Raw genomic sequence first — 19,988 nt, 5'->3', positions numbered from 1 at the left:
CGGCCCCCCTCCAAATAAAAGGGAGGTGAATCTCATGCGTCTAGAGTTAGGCAATATATTCATAAAGGATTTACAGTTTGGCGAAGCCACAAAAGTTGAAAATGGCGTATTGTATGTAAACAAGAAGGAGCTTTTGGAGGCAGTCGGCGGTGACAATAGATTGGTCAGCATAGAGGTAGATATTGCAAAACCCGGTGAAGAGACCAGAATAATGCCGGTAAAGGACGTCATTGAACCAAGAGTAAAAGTTGAAGGACCTGGCGGAATATTCCCAGGGTTTATCAGCAAGGTTGATGTAGTAGGCTCAGGCAAGACTCATGTATTAAAAGGTGCTGCAGTCGTTACTGCAGGAAAAATCGTGGGATTCCAGGAAGGTATAATCGATATGACTGGACCCGGTGCAGATTACACTCCGTTTTCTAAGACCAATAATTTAGTATTGGTTTGCACACCTGTTGATCATCTACCTCAGCATGAGCATGAGCAAGCAGTCAGGATGGTAGGCTTGAAAGCTGCGGCTTATATAGGAGAAGCAGGAAGAAATGTAAAGCCTGATGAAGTTAGGACTTATGAAACTTTACCGCTATTGGAAGGTATTAAGAAATATCCTGATCTTCCAAAGGTAGCATATGTCTATATGCTTCAAACTCAGGGGCTTCTTCATGACACTTATGTATACGGCGTGGATGCCAAGAGAATAGTTCCTACACTCATATATCCTACAGAGGTTATGGATGGAGCAATACTCAGCGGAAACTGCGTTTCTGCATGCGACAAGAACCCAACCTATAATCATCTGAACAACCCAATAATTGAAGATTTGTATGAAAGACACGGCAAGGATTATAACTTTGTCGGCGTCATCATAACAAATGAAAATGTTACATTGGCTGATAAGGAAAGATCTTCAAATTGGTCCGCTAAATTGGCAGAATATCTCGGACTTGATGCAGTCATAGTATCTGAGGAAGGCTTTGGAAACCCCGATACCGACCTTATGATGAATTGCAAGAAGATCTCGGCAAAAGGCATTAAAACAGTCCTTGTTACTGACGAATATGCAGGAAGAGACGGCGCATCCCAATCTCTAGCAGATGCTGACAAATCAGCTGATGCAGTTGTAACAGCAGGAAACGCCAACGAAGTGATCGAACTTCCGGCAATGAAGAAGGTAATTGGGGATTTGAAACCTGCCGACATAATAGCAGGAGGCTTTGCAGGCAGCTTGAGACCTGACGGAAGCATAGTTGCTGAGCTTCAGGTAATAACCGGAGCAACCAGCGAAATAGGCTTCAATAAGCTATCAGCAACACAATATTAGAATTCAGATAATAGAAGTAGAAAATCAATATAGAAAGGATGAATCGCATGTTACAGGACAAGAAGGTAATCATCATAGGCGATAGAGACGGCATTCCTGCTCCTGCCATAGAAGAGTGCGTTAAGACAGCAGGCGCTGAGGTAGTGTTTGCATCAACCGAATGCTTTGTCTGAACGGCTGCAGGAGCGATGGATCTGGAAAATCAAAAGAGGGTATTGGAGCTTTCCGAGAAATATGGAAAGGAAAATGTTGTAGTGGTATTAGGCGCATCCGAAGCTGAAACAGCAGGATTAGCAGCTGAAACAGTTACAGCAGGAGACCCTACTTACGCAGGTCCTTTAGCAGGAGTCTCGTTGGGACTCGCAGTTTATCATATATTTGAACTTAAAGAAGAAGTTGACGCCGGTGTGTTCGATGAGCAGTGCGGCATGATGGAAATGGTTCTTGATGTTGATGCCATTGGTGCCGAAGTCAAATCCATCAGGGATCAGTATTCTCAATTTAAATAATATTCCTCATGTTCGAAAGAACAAATAAAAGAGAGGAGGGAAGTTATTAATATGATTAAAGTAGTTCATTATATAAATCAGTTCTACGGCGGTATTGGCGGCGAAGAAAAAGCCGATGTGAAGCCGGAAGTAAGAGAAGGTGTGATAGGGCCAGGAATGGCTCTAAAGGCTGCCTTGGGAAACGATGCTCAAATAGTAGCTACAGTCATTTGTGGTGACTCATATTTTAACGAAAACCTGGAAGAGGCTACAGCCGAAATCCTTCAGATGGTTAAAGCCTATGAACCGGATTTATTCATAGCCGGACCTGCCTTCAATGCAGGCAGATATGGAGTTGCGTGCGGTTCCATATGCAAGGCTGTTAAGGAGAGCTTAAACATCCCTGTTGTATCAGGCATGTATCCGGAGAACCCCGGAGTAGACATGTTCAAAAAAGACTTCCATATAGTTGAGACTGCCAATGCTGCTACAGGCATGAGACAGGCGATTCCGACCATTGCGAAGCTCGGTTTGAAGCTGGCAAAGGGTGAGACATTGGGAGCACCGGCAGAAGAGGGCTACATCCCAAGAGGAGTTCGTAAGAACATATTCAAAGATGAAAGAGGCTCTAAGAGAGCTGTTAATATGCTTGTTGCCAAACTAAAGGGCGAGGCTTTTTCCACAGAGTATGCAATGCCTGATTTTGATAGGGTCGCACCAAATCCTCCGGTATTGGATCTGAAAAATGCAAGGATCGCTTTGGTTACTTCCGGCGGTATAGTTCCTAAGGGAAATCCGGACAGAATAGAAGCTTCTTCAGCTTCCAAGTATGGCAAGTATGATATAGAAGGCGTTATGGATCTTACAGAAGAAACATACGAAACAGCTCACGGCGGATATGACCCTGTTTATGCAAATCAAGATTCAGACAGAGTTCTTCCTGTCGATGTGTTAAGAGACCTTGAAAAAGAAGGAGTAATAGGCAAGCTTCATAGATATTTCTACACTACGGTAGGAAATGGAACTTCAGTTGCTAATGCCAAAAAGTTTGCTTCTACCTTTTCTCAAGAATTGGTGAAGGATGGAGTTCAGGCAGTTATACTCACTTCTACCTGAGGAACCTGCACTCGTTGCGGCGCAACGATGGTAAAAGAAATCGAAAGAGCAGGGATACCCGTGGTTCACATCTGCACGGTTGTTCCGATTTCATTGACAGTTGGAGCAAACAGGATAGTTCCGGCCATAGCAATTCCGCATCCGCTCGGAAATCCTGCTCTCAGCAAAGCTGATGAGAAAGCCATAAGAAGAGAAATCGTGCTTAAAGCATTAAAAGCACTCGAAACAGAAGTTCACGGTCAGACAGTATTTGATAAATAATTTAAAGGGTGGTGTGATACCACCCTTTTTAGAACGAGACTTCATTCGGCAGGGGATTTAATCCCCGCTGAATGTTAGTCGAGTCCATACTGGACTTAACCGCCCTTTGGTGCCCGCCGCCTACAGAGGCGGGGAACTTAGGGCGGGTTAGTTAAGTGTTAAGAAAGATATTCGGAGGTGTAATTAAATGACAACGCCTGTAGTAAAAGGAGCGGCATATGTGCTCGTTCATACGCCCGACATGGTTATGCACTATGGAACTACTTGTTCTTCCGAGCATGATGCCAATCCAAATTCTGAATTTTTAAAGAAAGTTCCAAGTCACCTGAGAAGCTATGAGGAAGCGGTCAAATATGCTCCCAATCAAGCTTATATAGGAAATATCTTACCTGATGACTTGAATAATATTCCCAGACCATGGTATAAAAACCTTGTAGAAGATGGAAAAGAAGAAGGCAAAATGGGCGAAATGGTTCCCCAAGACGAATTATATATAGTGATGAAGCTATGCGATGCTTTTGATCTGGTCATGCTTGAAAAAGGCTTTTCCGATTCTACAAAGGCAAAGCTTTCTAAAAAGCCTTATTTCACCGAAGCTGAAATTGCAAAGATCAAAGAAGGTTTTGATGCCGCAGACATAGAGAAGAAGCTTTCAGAAGGCGCAGAACCCCTTCATTTCAACGGCAAGGTTGTAGGCTGCGTTAAAGCCGCCCACGCTACAGATAAGAACCTTACTGCACATATCATGGCTGAAAACATAGTGGTTAAGGCCTCAGCAGTTATAGCCTTAAAGAATCTCGTTTATAGAAATAATATTCCTGCAGACTCCATTGAATATGTTATCGAATGCTCTGAAGAAGCATGCGGCGATATGAATCAGAGAGGCGGAGGAAACTTCGCAAAGGCCATAGCTGAGGTTGCCGGATTGGTATCTGCTACAGGTTCGGATACAAGAGGCTTCTGTGCAGCACCTACCCATTCATTGATAAATGCTGCTGCATTGGTAAAGTCCGGAGTATACAAGAGTGTCGCAATAGTTGCCGGAGGAGCTACCGCAAAGCTTGGCATGAATGGAAGAGACCATGTGAACAAAGATTTGCCCATACTGGAGGATTGCTTAGGGACCTTTGCCATATTGGTTACTGAGGATGATGGCGTAAGCCCTGTGCTGAGAACTGATATCGTAGGAAGACATACTGTAGGAACAGGCTCATCACCTCAGGCAGTTATGGAATCCCTCATCACCAAGCCCTTGGATAAAAACGGCCTCAAGATAACCGATATCAACAAATATTCTGTAGAAATGCAGACTCCTGAAATCACTGAGCCTGCCGGCGCCGGAGACGTACCATTGGCGAACTACAAGATGATCGCTGCTTTGGGAGCAAAGCGCGGTGATATAGACAGAGCCTATATGCCTACTTTTATAAAAGAACATGGAATGCCGGGCTTTGCACCGACACAAGGTCATATACCCTCCGGAGTTCCTTTTGTGGGTGCCGGAAGGAAAATGATCATGGATGGCAAAATAGACAGGGCTATGATAGTTGGAAAGGGAAGCCTTTTCCTAGGAAGAATGACCAACCTGTTTGACGGCGTATCTATAGTTATGGAAAAGAACCCTGGAAAAGTTGAAGAAATAGGAGCAGTGTCTAAAGAAGAGATCAAGGGAATGGTAGCAGAAACAATGAAAGAATTTGCAGCATTCTTACTTAACGGAAAGTAGGGGTGAATGATATGGATAATATAAAAACCATGATAGGGGAGGTATTTAACGAGGTTGCCGATGCTATAATGACTGGAAATTTCGGCAGCAAGGTTAAAGTAGGGCTCACCACCATGGGCAGCGAGCACGGCACCGAGGAATTGGTAAGGGGTGCAGAGCTGGCAGCCAAAAAGTATAATGATTTCGAAATTGTACTCATTGGGCCCAAGGTTGATACTTCCCTTAGAGTAGTTGAAGTAGCATCAGAAGATGAGATGTATAAGAAAATGGATGAGATGCTGGATAATGGCGAACTGGACTCGGCTGTCACGATGCACTACAGCTTCCCTATAGGAGTCTCTACCGTTGGGAGAGTTATAACTCCCGGCTTCGGCAAGGAGCTGATCCTGGCAACCACTACAGGTACTTCATCCACTCATAGAGTTGAAGGCATGGTGAAAAATGCTCTCTACGGAATAATAACGGCAAAGGCCCTGGGCATTGCAAATCCTACTGTGGGTATACTCAATGTTGACGGAGCAAGACAGGTAGAAAGAGCATTAAAGGAGCTTAAAGAAAAAGGCTATGACATCAACTTTTCCGAATCCGTAAGATCCGACGGCGGCTGCATTATGAGAGGAAACGATCTTTTGGCGGCAGCGTCTGATGTAATGGTACTGGATACATTGACAGGGAATATAATGATGAAAATATTTTCAGCCTTCACCACAGGAGGCAGCTATGAATCCTTAGGCTACGGATATGGTCCTGGCGTAGGTTATGGCTACGATAAAATAATCTGCATACTATCCAGGGCTTCAGGTGCTCCCGTAGTAAGTGAAGCGCTCAGATATGCGGCCTCATGCGCCAAGGGTAAGCTGACCCAGGTGGCAAAAGAAGAATTCGACAAAGCCAGGAAGGCAGGTCTTGATGAAATACTCAAAGGACTGACGGCAGAAGCTAAAAAGGCTGCACCTGCGGAAATCAAGATGCCTGATAAAAAGGTAGTTACAAAATCCATTGCAGGAGTAGATATACTTGAACTGGAAAATGCCGTAGCCGAATTGGCCAAAGAAGGCATTTACTCAGAAAGCGGTATGGGATGTACAGGTCCTATAATACTGACTGCCAATGAAGATTATGAAAAGGCAGTAGAGGTTTTGTTTGCAAATAAATTGATCACTCAAAAACCACTGGACTGCAACTGCTAAAAAGGGGCTGTGTCTTTAGTTTCACTGAAGCACAGCCTTTTAGTTTGCTTTTAAAATGCTTAACTGCTATAAGATTTCCATATTGCAGTTTTGCTTTACATGTGCTAGTATTGAAATGAAAATTGAATAATGAACATCAGGTTCTTTAAGATTAATAGGGAAAACGGTGCAAAACCGCTGCAGCCCCCGCTACTGTAATCGTGTACGAAATCAACCGATGCCACTGGATTTATCCGGGAAGGTGTTGAGAGTAGAAGGATGCGAAAGCCAGGAGACCTGCCTGATCGTTTAGACCGAGTGACCTTCGGAGGGAAGGGGAGAGTCCTGTCTTGTATTTGCATAGTATATTGTTAATATTTGAGTCCCCATATCCATCCGCGGATATGGGGATTTTGTCGTTCATTAGGGCGGAATAAAGGAGGCGGTAACATGGATAAGGGGCAAATCCAAATATATACAGGCAATGGGAAGGGTAAAACTACTGCCGCATTAGGATTATCCCTAAGAGCTGTATGCGCAGGTAAAAAAGTATATTTTGGACAGTTTATCAAAGGCATGGAATATAGTGAATTAAAGGCTGCAAATTATTTGCCGAACTTTGAAATCCATCAATTCGGGCGTAATTGTTTTATATTTAACGATCCTGCAAAAGAGGATATATTGGCAGCTGGGAAAGGTCTTAAAACTGTCGGCGATGTATTGAAGAACAAGAGTTACGACATAGTGGTTTTGGATGAACTGAATGTGGCAATATATTATAAGCTTTTTTCAACAGAAGAGGTAATAAGGATACTGGAAGAAAGAGCAGAAAACATTGAGGTAATAATAACGGGAAGATACGCGCCTCAAGAGCTAATCGATATGGCTGATCTGGTAACCGAAATGAAGGAGATAAAGCATTACTACAGGAAGGGAATACAAGCCAGGAAGGGCATTGAGTCCTGACACAATAGGAAAATTTAATATCAGCATTGCGAGTGTCCGGTATAAAAGCCGGCTTAAAAGGGAAACAGGTTAAAATCCTGTACGGTCCCGCCGCTGTGATGGAGGATGTGCTTTCTTAGCTTATAGGCCACTGGGTATTTCCGGGAAGGCAGGAAGCATAAATGAATCCTGAGTCAGAAGACCTGCTTGCCATGCAATAATGCGGATCCTGCGAGGTACGGGAGAGGTCATTAGAAGTGCATATGCTGCATTTATAAGCCTTTTTGTATCATGTTAGAGCAGAAAGGCTTTTTTTATTGCCTATGAGAAAGCATTTCCTGTCATTCTGAAGGAGCAAAGCGACTGAAGAATCTTAAATAATAAGATCCTTCAGACAAAGCCTTCAGGATGACAATGGAGCTGGACTTTCATAATAATCAAGTCTCGTTTAATGAAAAGGCGGTGATAGGATGTACAAAATAACTGTTATAGCCGTGTCCAATGCTATGATTGAGGACCTGGCAAGCTTTTACGGCAGCTTCAAGGAAGAATATGGGCAAATATTGGATTTAAAAGTATATTTCGCTTATCTATCTATGGATAATGAAAAATTGGAGCAAATGGAAAAAGATATTGAAAGCTCTGACTTTGTCATCATAGATTTGATGGGAGCAGCTTCTTTAGTGATAGAGAGGACTCTGGATTCTTTAGAACGTTGTAAAGGCTGCATCTTGCCTATAGGCAGCGGAGGCAAGGAATATTTGCGGTTAGGAAGCTTGAATTGGGATGATTTTTCTAAAGGAGGCATGGCACAAAAGGATCCTTCGAAGAAAAAAGCAGCCTCTATGGAAGCAGTTCAAAAGATGATGGATGCGGCGGAGATAGCAGGAAAGATGCTGCCCATAGGAAAGCTCAGGGATATCAAAAATTTCATTCAAATAGGCAGGTACTGGAGGAATGCAGGGTTAGAAGAAGTAAAAAATATGATGCTTTTAATACTTCGGGATTACGGCAATGTTAAGGGGCTTCCAAAACCTGATGCCGCCAGGGAATGGGAGGATTTTGGGATTTATGATCCGGTAGGGGAAAGATACTTTGATGATTTTAATGATTATAGAAAAAGCTATTCCATAGCAGAAGAAAAACCTCTTATAGCAGTGTTGTTCTACGGTCACAATTACCCTAACAGGATCAGGGAATGCGTCGGGGATATAGTGAATAAACTAGGGAGCTTTTCTAATGTTCTGCCCATAGCTTTTAATAAGACTAATATAACTGACATAAAAAAGCTGGAAAGAATATTGAAGGAAGCAGCAGAAAGAAAGCCGGACATTATAATAAACCTTATGTCTTTCAGATTGGGCGCCGGGCCTATGGGAGGCGATGCGGAAGCTGCGGTTGAGCTTTTAAGAGACATAGGTGCTCCTGTATTTCATCCCTTTCTCATGACCAAGAAAAAGGAAGAGGAATGGCTCAGTTCCCCCAGCGGATTAAACCCTTCAGAATTTCTGATATCTGTCATGCTGCCGGAATTAGACGGATGTATTGAGACCTATCCGGTGGGAGCATTGGCGAACTGCGGCCGCAGCGAGGAATTGGATGTAGAGCTTAACAAGCTGAGAATCATTGATGAAAGGTTGAACAAGCTCACATCACGGCTTCAGAATTGGATCAAGCTTCAAAAAAAGGAAAATGAGCATAAAAGGCTTGCCATAGTATGCTATAACTATCCTCCCGGAGAAGCCAATATATTTGGCGGTGCATTTTTGGACACCTTTAAGTCTGTTGATAATATTCTAAGGAATTTGAAAGAGGCAGACTATGATATAGGAAGCTATGAATCGGGAGAGCTTATGGAGCATTTTACTGCGGGAGGGATAGTGAACAGCGGTGTTTGGGCCAATGAGGAATCAGAAAAGCATGTGATAACATATCCAACCCCAGCCTATGAAAAGGATTTTGGGAAAATGCGGGAAAGGAATGAAATGATAGAGCAGTGGGGAGCAGTGCCGGGAGAGATCATGACAAACAGGGAGGGCTTTATGATACCGGGCATTATAAAGGGCAATATTTTTATTGGATTGCAGCCTACCAGAGGAATACATGAAAATCCGGATAAGGCTTATCATGATAAAAAATTGCTTCCCCATCACCAGTATCTGGCCTATTATAAATGGCTTCAGGAGGAATTCAAGGCTGATGCCATCATTCACGTAGGCACCCATGGCACTCTGGAATTTTTGAAGGGAAAAGAATGCGGAATGTCGGGAGAATGTTTTCCCGATAGATTGGTAGGGAATATGCCCCATATATATCTGTACTATTGCGGTAACCCTGCAGAAGCCATGATAGCCAAGCGAAGATCCCATGCCGTTTTGGTAGGATACCAGCCTCCCGTATTTGTTGAAGGGGAATTATATGGGGAATTGGCAGAAATCCAGGCATTGACGGATGAATACAGAGAAGCTCAAAGGGCTTCTCCTGCCCGGTGCGATGCTATTTTAGCAAATATAAAAGAAAAAGCAGAGAAGAACAATATGAACGGGGATCTCGATGCTCTGGAAAAGGAGCTTTACAGGATAGGACAATCCCTAATACCAAGAGGCCTACATATTTTCGGAGAAGCTTATGATGAAGAAGAGGCAAAAGACTATGCCATGGCAGTCGCCGGGTATGACAGGGGAGAATGCAAATCCTTGAGGCGTATAATGGCGGAAGAGGAAGGCATGGACTATGATGAAGTTTTGAAAAACAACGATGTATCGGCCCTAAAAATCTTTGATGCCAAGGCAAAAAAAGCCGTTGAAGAGTATTTGAGCAAAGGCCTAGAGAAAGGGGCTCATTCTCCGGAGGACTCTAAAAGCACCATAAAATATATTTTGTCCATGATGGAAAAAACAGGATCTAATAATGAGATGAAGGGGCTTTTGGAAGTTCTAAACGGAAAATATCTGCAAGCAAAGCTGGCAGGAGATACCATAAGGAACCCGGAGGTTTTGCCCTCCGGATATAATCTGTTTCAGTTTGACCCCAGATTTATTCCGACGAGGGCTGCCTGGAAAAGAGGCTTCGAAATAGCTGAAAATACTTTGAAGAAATATAAAGAGGATCAGGGAGAATACCCCCAAAGTACGGCAGTAATACTTTGGGGCCTTGAGACTTCCAGGACTCAGGGGGAGACGGTAGGGCAGATTTTAGGATATTTGGGAGTCAGATTAAAAAAGATGAAAAATGCATGGGAGCCTGCTTATGAGATAATTCCTCCAGAAGAATTAAATAGGCCGAGAATAGATGTTGTAATAAATATTTGCGGTTTCTTCAGGGACATGTTTCCCAATATTATTGAAGAATTGAATAAAATCCTTAAGGAGATAAGCCTTCTCCATGAAGGGGAGGAGTCAAATTACTTTATTAAGAACAGCAATAGGATATATGAGGAACTGCTGAAGAAAGGCTATGACAAGATTGAAGCTGAGGAATTGTCAAGGGCGAGGATATTCGGGCCCGGGGAGGGTGAATACGGAACAGGCATAAGCAAGCTTATAGAGACCAAGAACTGGGAGAGAGAAGAACAAATAGGAGAAGCATATATTAAAAGCCTTAAGCACGTATATAGTGAAAATTTCAGAGGCAGGGAATCGGAAGAATTGTTCGGCATGAACCTTATGGCAGTGGATATAGTTTCTCAGATAAGGAGCAATCATGAGTACGAGGTTACGGATCTGGATCACTATTATGAATATTTTGGAGGGCTTTCCAAGTCTGTGGAGATGGTAAAGGGCAAAAAAGCCGCCATATATATAACCGATACCACAGGCCGGAGGATAGAGACGGACAGGGTGGAAAAGTCCATTGAAATGGGCGTGAGGACCAGATTATTAAATCCAAAATGGATTGACGGCATGCTGGAGCACAAGTATCATGGTGTCCAAAAAATAAGCGACAGATTTGAAAATATATTGGGTCTGGCTGCAACGACCAATAAGGTGGAAAATTGGGTGTTCAGCAAGATGCATTCCACCTATGTATCCGATGAAGAATTGCGCAATCGCATGATAGAAAATAATCCCTGGGCTTATCACAAAATATTGGAAAGCTTGATGGAATATAATCAAAGAGGCTATTGGAAGGCTACACAAGAAGAATTGCTGGAGCTAAGAGAAGAGTACCTCAAATTGGAGGGCAATATTGAAGAGAAATTATAGTTAATTTAACTGCAATAAATTTAAATCATCTTAGTTTTGCTGACTGATAAAAGAGTGCATAGTGAAGGGGCTTAGAGTTTGTTAGTGAAGTATAGGAAAAGTTACGTCAACTGTTTGAGCCAAAGCGAGTTTTCACGCAACCCTATGCAAGCTTACAAAGTCTTAGTCCCGGAGCTCTGCAATCGTTTATCAGTCAGCAAAGCAGATACATTCACAAACTTATGCAAATGAGCTATTGCAGTGTAAATATAGTTATATAAAGAAAGGATGATAAAAGTGAAACTGAGAAAAATTATATTCTTGCTGCTCATACTTATACTGGCAGTGAGTATAGGAGCGTGCAGCATTAAAACAGGAGGTCATACGGATACAAAGGCTGCTGCCGGCGATGGGGACAAAAATTTGAGCATAGAAGCAATCGGAGAGGGTTATCCATTAACCATAAAGGATTTTACCGGTTATGAAACAGTGCTGGACAAAAAGCCTGAGAATGCGGCAATATTGTCAGGCACATCGCTTAATATATGGTATGATCTTGGCGGCAAATCCATATGCACATCTAATATCTCAAAGAATATAAAGCTGGTAGCTGAGCATAAGGATGAAATAATGAGCATTCCTTCCGTCGGGGCAACTTATTCTGTAGATATGGAAAAGGTCATTGAGCATAAGCCTGATTTGATAATTGCTCAGGAGGGCACACAGGGGGAACAGGCGAAAAAGCTCAGAGATATGGGTTTTAAAGTGGTAGTTGCCAGAATCAAGAGCTATGATGATGTGATGGCAGCCTATAGGGCTTTTGGGAAAATGCTGGATTCAGGAGAAGCAGCAGAAAAAAGAATAAGCGAAATCGAAAACAAGAAACAAGAGCTGGTCTCAAAGCTGCCGGAAAAGAAAACTTCGGTAGTCATACTTTATGTGACTTCAAAGGCATTGGCGGTAAAGCTTGACAACAGTATAGCCGGAGATGTCTCAAATATTTTAGGCCTCAAGAATATAGCTTCCGACTTGCCTCCGGACACCATAGGATCAGAGACGACTCCTCTGGATATAGAGTATATAGTTGAGAAGAATCCTGATTATGTTTTGGTCACCAGCATGATATCCAGCAATGAGACTGCCAAAAAGACGATGGAGGAGCAATTTGCAGCCAGCCCTGCCTGGAGGGGGGTAAAGGCTATATCTGAGGGACGTGTGATCTATCTTCCTCAAGAATACTTCCTGTTCAATTCAGGGCCATACTACGGAGAAGCTATAGAATATGTGGCAAGGAGCATATATCCGGAGGTGTATGGCGAGGTCAAGGGTTGGTATGAAAAGTAAAGGTTTGGTCAGAGACAGCAAAAGCTTTAAGATCGCCTTTATAGCAGCGCTGGCAATCCTGGCAATCATCTGTTTTATTTCCGGAAATGCAAAGGGGACCGTTGAGGTCAGTGTGAGGCGTATATTTGAGGTCATTATGAATGATGACGGCAGCACTGAAAGGATGGTTATCTGGAATATACGCCTGCCCAGGATGATTTTGGCAGCCTTGGTAGGCATAAATCTGGCTTTGGCCGGAGCCATACTTCAAGGTGTTATGGGTAATCCCCTGGCCGACCCCGGCATCATAGGGATCAGCAGCGGCGCCGGACTTTTCGGTATAGCTATACTGGTGGCGTTTCCCCAGTATCAGCAGTTTGTCACTATAGGGGCTTTCTTTGGGGCGATGCTGGCGGCTTTTATAATATATATTTTGGCCTGGAAGGGCGGAATACAGCCTATACGCATCATACTGGCAGGAGTTGCCGTATCGGCCTTGTTCGGAGCAGGGATTTCAGCCACATTGGTTTTTTACAGCGACCGGGTTCATGGAGCATTGGCCTTTATGAATGGCAGTCTTTCTGCCAGAAGCTGGCCGGAGGTACAAAACATATTGCCCTATACCATTGCAGGGCTCCTTCTTGTCATTATATTTGCCGAAAAGCTAAATATTTTGATACTGGGAGACGATGTGGCAAGAGGCCTGGGGTTGAATGTAGAGGCTACAAGACTGGGATTTACTGCGTTAGCAGCCCTCCTGGCAGCCAGCGCGGTAAGTGTGGTAGGACTTTTAGGCTTTGTGGGCCTTATCGTACCTCACAGCATCAGATTGATCTTAGGCAATGACTACAGATATATGTTCCCTGCTTCTGCATTATTAGGTTCAGTGCTTGTAATGCTCAGCGACACCTTTGCCAGAACGGTGCTAAGCCCCGTTGAAATTCCGGTAGGCATTGTCATGGCGGTGCTTGGAGCGCCCTTCTTTTTATATTTGCTGAGAAGGTAGGGATGAAAATGGGAAGCGATAATATATTGGAAATAAAAAATCTGAGCATAAGCTATAAGGATAACAAGATCATAGATGATATAGATCTGGATATAGAGAGGGGCAAGATATATTCGATCATAGGGCCCAACGGCTGCGGGAAAACCACTCTTATACGCGCTATGAGCAGAAATATAAAGCCTCAAAATGGAGATATACTCTTGTCCGGAAAAAATATTTTTAAAACGGGGACAAAAAATGTGGCCAGAAAAATGGCAGTTTTGTATCAAAGCAACAGCACTATGAGCGATGCTACAGTAAGACAGCTCGTACAGTATGGACGATTTGCATATAAACGGTGGTGGAAGGGTTTTGAGAAAGAGGATGCTGAGATTGTAGATTGGGCTTTGGAAAAAACAGGCCTTGCCGCCTTCGAGAACAGGAAGATAAATACTCTGTCTGGAGGAGAACGCCAAAGAGCATGGATAGCCATGGCCATAGCACAAAAGCCGGAGATACTTCTATTGGACGAACCTACTACATTTCTGGATATTTGTCATCAGCTTGAAATAATGGAGCTGGTGGCAAAGCTCAACAGGGAAGAAGGGATAACCATAGTGATGGTGCTCCATGACATAAACCACGCAGCAAGATACTCTGATGAGCTCATCGTGATCAAAGACCATAAAATATTTAAAAAGGGCGATCCATGGACGATATTGAAAAGCGATGTTTTAAGGTGTGCTTTCAGGGTAGAGGCGCAAATAAGCAGAGATGTGGAAACAAATAAGCCTATATTCTATGCGAAGAAAATGGTCGTGCCTTGCTCTGGAAGCGGCATAGAGGAGAAGCTTTAAAGGTATATCAAAGCTTTATATGACATCTATATATTAAAAAAGAGGAGAGAAAAAAATGAAAAAAGTATTAGCACTATTACTTGTATTGATCATGTCTTTAGGTATGTTTGCAGGCTGCGCAAAAGAGGCATCCCAAGCTTTGCCGGAAGGAATAACAGCAGAAGAAAAGGATGGGCTGACCATCTATACGGATACAAAAAATAGCCCTTTTGAAAACAGCGGACTTAAGATCACTATCAAAAAAGGAGAAGACGGTTTCGTTAAGTTTATAAAAACTGATACCGAAGGAAGAGAAACCGTAGACTATTATAGCTTTGACTATTCAAAGGATACTTTAGAAAAATACTACTATGTAGCCGCAATGGGATCAGCTTACTACTACTATTATGATTTAAACAAAAATGAAGTTCTTAAGGCAGAAGATCAGGACCATAAAGATATCACTCAAACCATGAAGGACTCAGGAAGGCTGAGCAAAGCAGGAACAAAGATTGCCGAAGAAATCAAATTGCTTGAAGATTATTATAAGGCGCAATACGGCATGACGATCAAGGACGCTGTTGAACGGAAATAAGGCAAAACCATTTAGTTTATGGACTTTAGTCAGTTGAAGATGAGCGAAGAGAATGAATATGCTCCTGCATATGGCAGTGCTGTTGTTATATTTTGTGGTTTTATTTATTGCAGGATCTAGATATTGTAAAAATGTAGAGTAAATAGTAATTTGAAGGAGTGTCATCAGATGAAAAACGCAAAAGCAGTATATCCTTTTACAGCCATAGTAGGGCAGGAAAGAATGAAAAAGGCTCTTATTTTAAATGTTATAAATCCACTTCTCGGAGGAGTTCTGATAAGGGGGGAGAAGGGTACGGCCAAATCCACTGCCGTAAGGGCTTTAGCAGAGCTGCTGCCCCAGAGGGCTCAAGTGGAGGGCTGTGTTTTTGGCTGTGATCCGGGGGATAAAAGCAGTATGTGCAGCAAATGCCTGGAAAAAGTCTATAAAGATCAAGGATTAGCACAAGTGAAAGGAAAAATGAAGGTTGTGGACTTGCCTGTCAGTGCTACGGAGGATAGGGTGGTAGGAACCTTGGACATAGAATATGCAATAAAAAAAGGTGAGAAAAGGTTTGAACCGGGTATACTCGCCCAGGCAAACAGAAATATTCTCTATGTAGATGAAGTAAATCTTCTTGAGGATCATATAGTAGATGTCCTGCTGGATTCTGCGGCTATGGGTATAAACACCATAGAAAGAGAAGGTGTATCCTTCTCCCATCCTGCAAGGTTTATACTGGTAGGTACCATGAATCCGGAGGAGGGGGACTTAAGGCCTCAGCTTTTGGATAGATTTTGCATGGTAGTAGATGTGGTAGGTGAAAGAGATGCACAGAAAAGAATGGAAGTGATAAAGAACAGATTGGAATATGAAAAGGACAGCGAAGCTTTTGCACAAAAATTTGAGGCCGAACAGAAGGATTTGAGATATAGAATACAAAAAGCCCAGGAGCTTTTAGATGAGGTCAGCTATGATGAAAGCATATTGGAAACTGCTGCAAGAATAAGCATTGAAATGGAAGTAGACGGGCATAGGGCGGATATAGCTATGATAAAGACGGCAATGACCATCGCGGCATTTAACGGCAAAAGGACAGTCACAAACAGCGATATATCGGAGGCCGCAGAGCTTGTTTTGCCTCACAGAATGAGAAAAACACCCTTTGAAGAAGGCCTGTTCAATATGTCAAGGGTTAAGGAAGTCATTGAACAGGCGGGTCAGGCCTAATGGGGAGGGGGAGCCTTGCAAGTGATAGATAATTATGTATTTCCTTTTGCGGCAATTATAGGACAGGAAAAAGTAAAGAGAGCATTGCTTCTGAATCTGATCAATCCCCAAATAGGAGGAGTGTTGTTAAGCGGTGAAAAGGGAACTGCAAAGTCAACTTTGGTAAGAGGCATGGCAGCTTTGTCAGAAGGGATGAAAGTAATAGAGCTTCCTTTGAATATAACAGAAAATAGGCTGGTAGGCACCGTTGATATTGAAAAGACACTTGCGGAGGGTAAAAGAAATTTTGAACCGGGAATATTGAAGGAAGCCCATGAAAACATACTCTATGTTGACGAAGTAAATTTACTGAGCGAACACTTGGTAAACTGTCTTTTGGAAGTAGCTTCCTCAGGCGTAAACAAGATTGAGAGAGAGGGCATATCCTTTGCCCATCCTTCCCGGTTTGTATTGATAGGCACTATGAATCCTGAAGAAGGGTATTTAAGATCTCAATTTTTAGATAGATTTGGCTTGTATATAGAGGTTGGCGGCTGCACGGATATTCTCGAAAGAAAGGAAATTATTAAAAGAAGGCTGGAGTACGAAAGATCTCCATTGGATTTTATAGAAAAGTGGAGATGGGAATCGGATGTCCTGGCACAGCAAATAGAAGATGCCAAAAACTATCTAAGCAAAGTTCAGGTGTCGGATAATGCAATGAAGCTGGCGGCAGAAATAGCCAAAGAGGCAAATTGTGCAGGGCATAGAGCGGAGCTGGTTATTGCTGAAACGGCAAAGGCAATGGCAGCATATGAAAGAAGGAGCAATATATCTATAGAGAATATAAAAGAAGCAGCAGAATACGCATTGCCTCACAGAAAGAGGGAAAAACCCATGGAACAGGAGCCGCCATCGGAGCCGCCTCAGATGGAAGAGGAGCAAGATGACAATGAGCAGCAAGCTGAGCAGGCAGAGCAACCCGAGAATCAGAAGCCTGATCAACAGGAAGAGCCTGAGCCAACGAAAGCGGAACAGCAGGAGCCCCAAGAGCCCATGGATGATAACCAAGATCAGGAAGATGATGATATGAGCGTCGATCAGCTGGATGATATAGGAAGAACCTTCATTGTGAGAAATATCGATATAAGAGCTATGGATCGCAGAAAACGCAAGGGAGAGGGCAAAAGAATAAGAACCAAAGCCGATTCTAAGAAGGGGCAATATATAAGGTATAAAATACCTAAGGATAAATTGCAGGATATAGCCTTTGATGCTACATTGAGAGCAGCGGCTCCATACCAGAGAGTACGGGATAAAAATGGACTTGCAGTTGCAATAGAGAGCAGGGATTTTCGGGAAAAGGTCAGGGAAAAGCGTACCGGAAGTACAATCATCTTTATAGTTGACGCCAGCGGTTCCATGGGAGCCAAAAAAAGAATGTCTGCTGTAAAAGGTGCAATAGTATCATTGCTGACGGATGCCTACCAAAAAAGGGACAGGGTAGCATTGATAGCATTTCGAAAAGAGGAAGCGGAGGTGCTGTTAAATATAACCCGCAGCGTAAATATGGCGGAGAAATGCTTAAAGACTCTGCCTACCGGAGGCAAGACACCTCTTTCCGCAGGTCTTTTGAAGGGCTTTCAAACTATAAAAACAGCTCGAAGGAAACAACCGGATATGCTCCCTGTGATTGTGCTGGTATCCGACGGCCGGACTAATGCTTCGATCAATGGGGAAGATCCTTTGGAAGAGGCGCTGGAAATTTCAAAGAGGATTCAAATGGCAGGAATACAGTCTATTGTAGTAGATACGGAGCAAGATTTTATAAAATTAGGTATTGCAAAAGATATTGCAAAGGCACTGGGGGCAAGATACTACAAGCTTGAAGATTTAGAAGGTGAACAATTGGCAGAAGCCGTGCGCCAGTGTACCTCCTATTTTCAGATATAAAGAAGTGAAGAATATTATTAAATCTGATATTATAAATATGACTATTGAAAAAAGATATAGGAGTATATATGAAAAAGTTAAGCGTTTTAAAAGATTATTTTGGATTCACTTCTTTTAGAGTAGGGCAGGAAGAGCTTGTTGATAATATACTAAGCGGTAGAGATACTCTGGGAATAATGCCCACAGGAGCAGGTAAATCCCTATGCTTTCAATTGCCTGCTCTTATGTTTGATGGGATAACTCTTGTCGTTTCTCCTTTGATTTCGCTGATGAAGGACCAGGTCGGTTCTCTTACTCAGGCCGGCATAAGTGCTGCATACATAAACAGTTCTCTAAATCATAGTCAATATATTAAAGCTCTGCAAAATGCAAAAGATGATAAGTATAAGATAATTTATGTGGCACCGGAAAGGCTGACTACAGAAGAATTTGTTGATTTTGCACAAAATGCAAAGATTTCATTGGTTACCATTGATGAGGCCCACTGTGTTTCACAATGGGGTCAGGATTTTAGACCAAGCTATCTTATAATACCTCAATTTATCGACAGGCTTGCAGACAGACCGGTTCTAGCAGCATTTACTGCGACTGCTACTCCACAGGTCAGAGAAGATATTATAGACAAGCTTAATCTAAAAGAACCATACGTATTAACAACAGGCTTTGATAGGGAAAATTTATTTTTTTCTGTGCAAAAGCCTAAGAATAAATTTGTCGCATTAAAAGAATATATTGAAAGAAATAAAATCAAAAGTGGTATTGTGTATTGCTCAACCAGAAAAACTGTTGATGAGGTATGTAGAAATCTCATCAAATCAGGTTTTGCTGCAGTACCATATCATGCCGGCCTATCGGAAAAGGATAGGAGAGAGAATCAGGATTCATTTATATATGACAAATCCAATATAATGGTGGCTACAAATGCTTTTGGCATGGGGATTGATAAATCTAATATTTCTTATATAATTCACTACAATATGCCCAAAAATATTGAAAGCTACTATCAAGAAGCCGGCAGAGCAGGGAGGGATGGAAGCCCTGCGGAATGCTTGCTGTTTTATGGTGGACAAGACGTAGTCATAAACCAATTACTGATAGATAATTCTAATGGCAATGAGGACTTGGATAAAGAGACAATTGAAGCTATAAAAGAAAAAGACCGGGAATTGTTAAAAATAATGACATTTTATTGTCATACTAATGATTGCCTGAGGGAGTATATACTGAACTATTTTGGAGAAGAAGCATCAAATTATTGTGGAAATTGTTCAAATTGCAACACAAATTTTGAAGAGGAAGACGTTACTATTGAGGCTCAAAAGATAATGTCTTGTATAAAAAGAGTTGGACAGCGTTTTGGTATAAGAATGATTGTGGATATATTGAGAGGCAGCAAAAACCAAAGAATTATAAATAACAGCCTTCATAAGATATCAACCTATGGGGTGATGTCTTATGTTTCCGAGAGCAGGATCAGGGATGTTATAAATTTTCTTGTATTGCAGGGATATTTGGAGATAACGAACAGTGAATATCCTGTAGTTCAGCTTACACAGAAGGCAGGAGAAGTCCTTTTTAGTGATTGCAGAATTAGCATGAAGGTGCAAAAACATTATAAAGATGAGGGCAAACCTACCAAAGCCAAAACTAAGACAGAACAATTAAATACAAGCATAAATGAAGAACTGTTTGAGAGATTACGATTGCTCCGAAGCAAAATTGCTCAAGAGCAGCAAGTACCGGCATATATAGTTTTTGCAGATACTGCTCTTAGAGATATGTGTATCAAAATGCCCAAAAACAGTGACGAATTTTTACAAGTAAACGGTGTCGGGCAGGTCAAGCTTGAGAGATACGGGAAGGAATTTTTAGAAGAGATTAACAGCTAAGCTTAGTAA

Annotated in this window: 14 protein-coding genes and 2 riboswitches; all 14 genes read left to right on the top strand. The window is 42.4% G+C overall.

Annotation, left to right across the window (positions count from 1 at the left end):
• Nucleotides 1-34 precede the first annotated feature (34 nt).
• The 14 genes from LJD61_RS02255 to recQ all read left to right on the top strand — a co-directional run bounded on the left by LJD61_RS02255 (nucleotide 35) and on the right by recQ (nucleotide 19,979).
• Nucleotides 35-1,321: a glycine/sarcosine/betaine reductase component B subunit gene (locus LJD61_RS02255; RefSeq protein ID WP_255225854.1), complete on the top strand. Its 1,287-nt coding sequence runs from the start codon at nucleotides 35-37 to the stop codon at nucleotides 1,319-1,321.
• A gap of 47 nt (nucleotides 1,322-1,368) precedes the next feature.
• Nucleotides 1,369-1,830: a glycine/sarcosine/betaine reductase complex selenoprotein A gene (gene grdA / locus LJD61_RS02250; protein ID WP_255225853.1), complete on the top strand. Its 462-nt coding sequence runs from the start codon at nucleotides 1,369-1,371 to the stop codon at nucleotides 1,828-1,830.
• Nucleotides 1,831-1,881: 51 nt separating this feature from the next.
• Complete coding sequence (grdB, locus tag LJD61_RS02245) at nucleotides 1,882-3,186, top strand: glycine reductase complex selenoprotein B (protein ID WP_303740624.1); 1,305 nt, start codon at nucleotides 1,882-1,884, stop codon at nucleotides 3,184-3,186.
• A 187-nt stretch (nucleotides 3,187-3,373) separates the two neighbouring features.
• A complete protein-coding gene (grdC, locus tag LJD61_RS02240; RefSeq protein WP_255225852.1) occupies nucleotides 3,374-4,912 on the top strand; it encodes a glycine/sarcosine/betaine reductase complex component C subunit beta in 1,539 nt (512 codons plus the stop codon).
• A gap of 11 nt (nucleotides 4,913-4,923) precedes the next feature.
• Nucleotides 4,924-6,102: a glycine/sarcosine/betaine reductase complex component C subunit alpha gene (grdD, locus tag LJD61_RS02235; RefSeq protein ID WP_255225851.1), complete on the top strand. Its 1,179-nt coding sequence runs from the start codon at nucleotides 4,924-4,926 to the stop codon at nucleotides 6,100-6,102.
• 121 nt (nucleotides 6,103-6,223) lie between these two features.
• A riboswitch (cobalamin riboswitch) is annotated at nucleotides 6,224-6,400 on the top strand.
• A gap of 131 nt (nucleotides 6,401-6,531) precedes the next feature.
• Nucleotides 6,532-7,047 carry a cob(I)yrinic acid a,c-diamide adenosyltransferase gene (gene cobO / locus LJD61_RS02230; RefSeq protein WP_255225850.1) on the top strand — a complete coding sequence of 172 codons (516 nt, stop codon included), beginning with the start codon at nucleotides 6,532-6,534 and terminating at the stop codon, nucleotides 7,045-7,047.
• A gap of 13 nt (nucleotides 7,048-7,060) precedes the next feature.
• A riboswitch (cobalamin riboswitch) is annotated at nucleotides 7,061-7,251 on the top strand.
• Between the two features lie 245 nt (nucleotides 7,252-7,496).
• Complete coding sequence (gene bchH, locus LJD61_RS02225; RefSeq protein WP_255225849.1) at nucleotides 7,497-11,231, top strand: magnesium chelatase subunit H; 3,735 nt, start codon at nucleotides 7,497-7,499, stop codon at nucleotides 11,229-11,231.
• A gap of 276 nt (nucleotides 11,232-11,507) precedes the next feature.
• Nucleotides 11,508-12,554 (top strand): ABC transporter substrate-binding protein, encoded by a 1,047-nt coding sequence (locus LJD61_RS02220; RefSeq protein ID WP_333783044.1) that lies wholly within the window; start codon nucleotides 11,508-11,510, stop codon nucleotides 12,552-12,554.
• On the top strand, nucleotides 12,544-13,539 hold the full coding sequence (locus LJD61_RS02215; RefSeq protein WP_255225847.1) for a FecCD family ABC transporter permease: 996 nt from the start codon (nucleotides 12,544-12,546) through the stop codon (nucleotides 13,537-13,539). The genes LJD61_RS02220 and LJD61_RS02215 overlap by 11 nt, the downstream gene beginning before the upstream one ends.
• 8 nt (nucleotides 13,540-13,547) lie before the next feature.
• On the top strand, nucleotides 13,548-14,375 hold the full coding sequence (locus tag LJD61_RS02210) for an ABC transporter ATP-binding protein (RefSeq protein ID WP_408614675.1): 828 nt from the start codon (nucleotides 13,548-13,550) through the stop codon (nucleotides 14,373-14,375).
• A gap of 55 nt (nucleotides 14,376-14,430) precedes the next feature.
• Nucleotides 14,431-14,949: a hypothetical protein gene (locus tag LJD61_RS02205; protein ID WP_255225845.1), complete on the top strand. Its 519-nt coding sequence runs from the start codon at nucleotides 14,431-14,433 to the stop codon at nucleotides 14,947-14,949.
• Nucleotides 14,950-15,117: 168 nt separating this feature from the next.
• A complete protein-coding gene (locus LJD61_RS02200) occupies nucleotides 15,118-16,158 on the top strand; it encodes an ATP-binding protein (protein WP_255225844.1) in 1,041 nt (346 codons plus the stop codon).
• A 21-nt stretch (nucleotides 16,159-16,179) separates the two neighbouring features.
• The gene (locus LJD61_RS02195; RefSeq protein ID WP_255225843.1) at nucleotides 16,180-18,090 is read left to right on the top strand and encodes a magnesium chelatase subunit D family protein; all 1,911 of its coding nucleotides are present in this window, start codon (nucleotides 16,180-16,182) and stop codon (nucleotides 18,088-18,090) included.
• A 68-nt stretch (nucleotides 18,091-18,158) separates the two neighbouring features.
• Complete coding sequence (gene recQ / locus LJD61_RS02190) at nucleotides 18,159-19,979, top strand: DNA helicase RecQ (RefSeq protein WP_255225842.1); 1,821 nt, start codon at nucleotides 18,159-18,161, stop codon at nucleotides 19,977-19,979.
• Nucleotides 19,980-19,988 lie beyond the last annotated feature (9 nt).

Source organism: Lutispora saccharofermentans (assembly GCF_024363565.1).
Lineage (GTDB): Bacteria > Bacillota > Clostridia > Lutisporales > Lutisporaceae > Lutispora > Lutispora saccharofermentans.
This window is presented reverse-complemented; position numbering and strand designations above follow the sequence as displayed.

Excerpts from the sequence above, each read along its gene's own strand:
- grdD (WP_255225851.1), top strand. The coding sequence starts at position 4,924 with ATGGATAATATAAAAACCATGATAGGGGAGGTATTTAACGAGGTTGCC.
- LJD61_RS02205 (WP_255225845.1), top strand. The coding sequence starts at position 14,431 with ATGAAAAAAGTATTAGCACTATTACTTGTATTGATCATGTCTTTAGGT.
- LJD61_RS02215 (WP_255225847.1), top strand. The coding sequence starts at position 12,544 with ATGAAAAGTAAAGGTTTGGTCAGAGACAGCAAAAGCTTTAAGATCGCC.
- cobO (WP_255225850.1), top strand. The coding sequence starts at position 6,532 with ATGGATAAGGGGCAAATCCAAATATATACAGGCAATGGGAAGGGTAAA.
- LJD61_RS02210 (WP_408614675.1), top strand. The coding sequence starts at position 13,548 with ATGGGAAGCGATAATATATTGGAAATAAAAAATCTGAGCATAAGCTAT.
- bchH (WP_255225849.1), top strand. The coding sequence starts at position 7,497 with ATGTACAAAATAACTGTTATAGCCGTGTCCAATGCTATGATTGAGGAC.
- LJD61_RS02200 (WP_255225844.1), top strand. The coding sequence starts at position 15,118 with ATGAAAAACGCAAAAGCAGTATATCCTTTTACAGCCATAGTAGGGCAG.
- recQ (WP_255225842.1), top strand. The coding sequence starts at position 18,159 with ATGAAAAAGTTAAGCGTTTTAAAAGATTATTTTGGATTCACTTCTTTT.
- LJD61_RS02255 (WP_255225854.1), top strand. The coding sequence starts at position 35 with ATGCGTCTAGAGTTAGGCAATATATTCATAAAGGATTTACAGTTTGGC.
- grdC (WP_255225852.1), top strand. The coding sequence starts at position 3,374 with ATGACAACGCCTGTAGTAAAAGGAGCGGCATATGTGCTCGTTCATACG.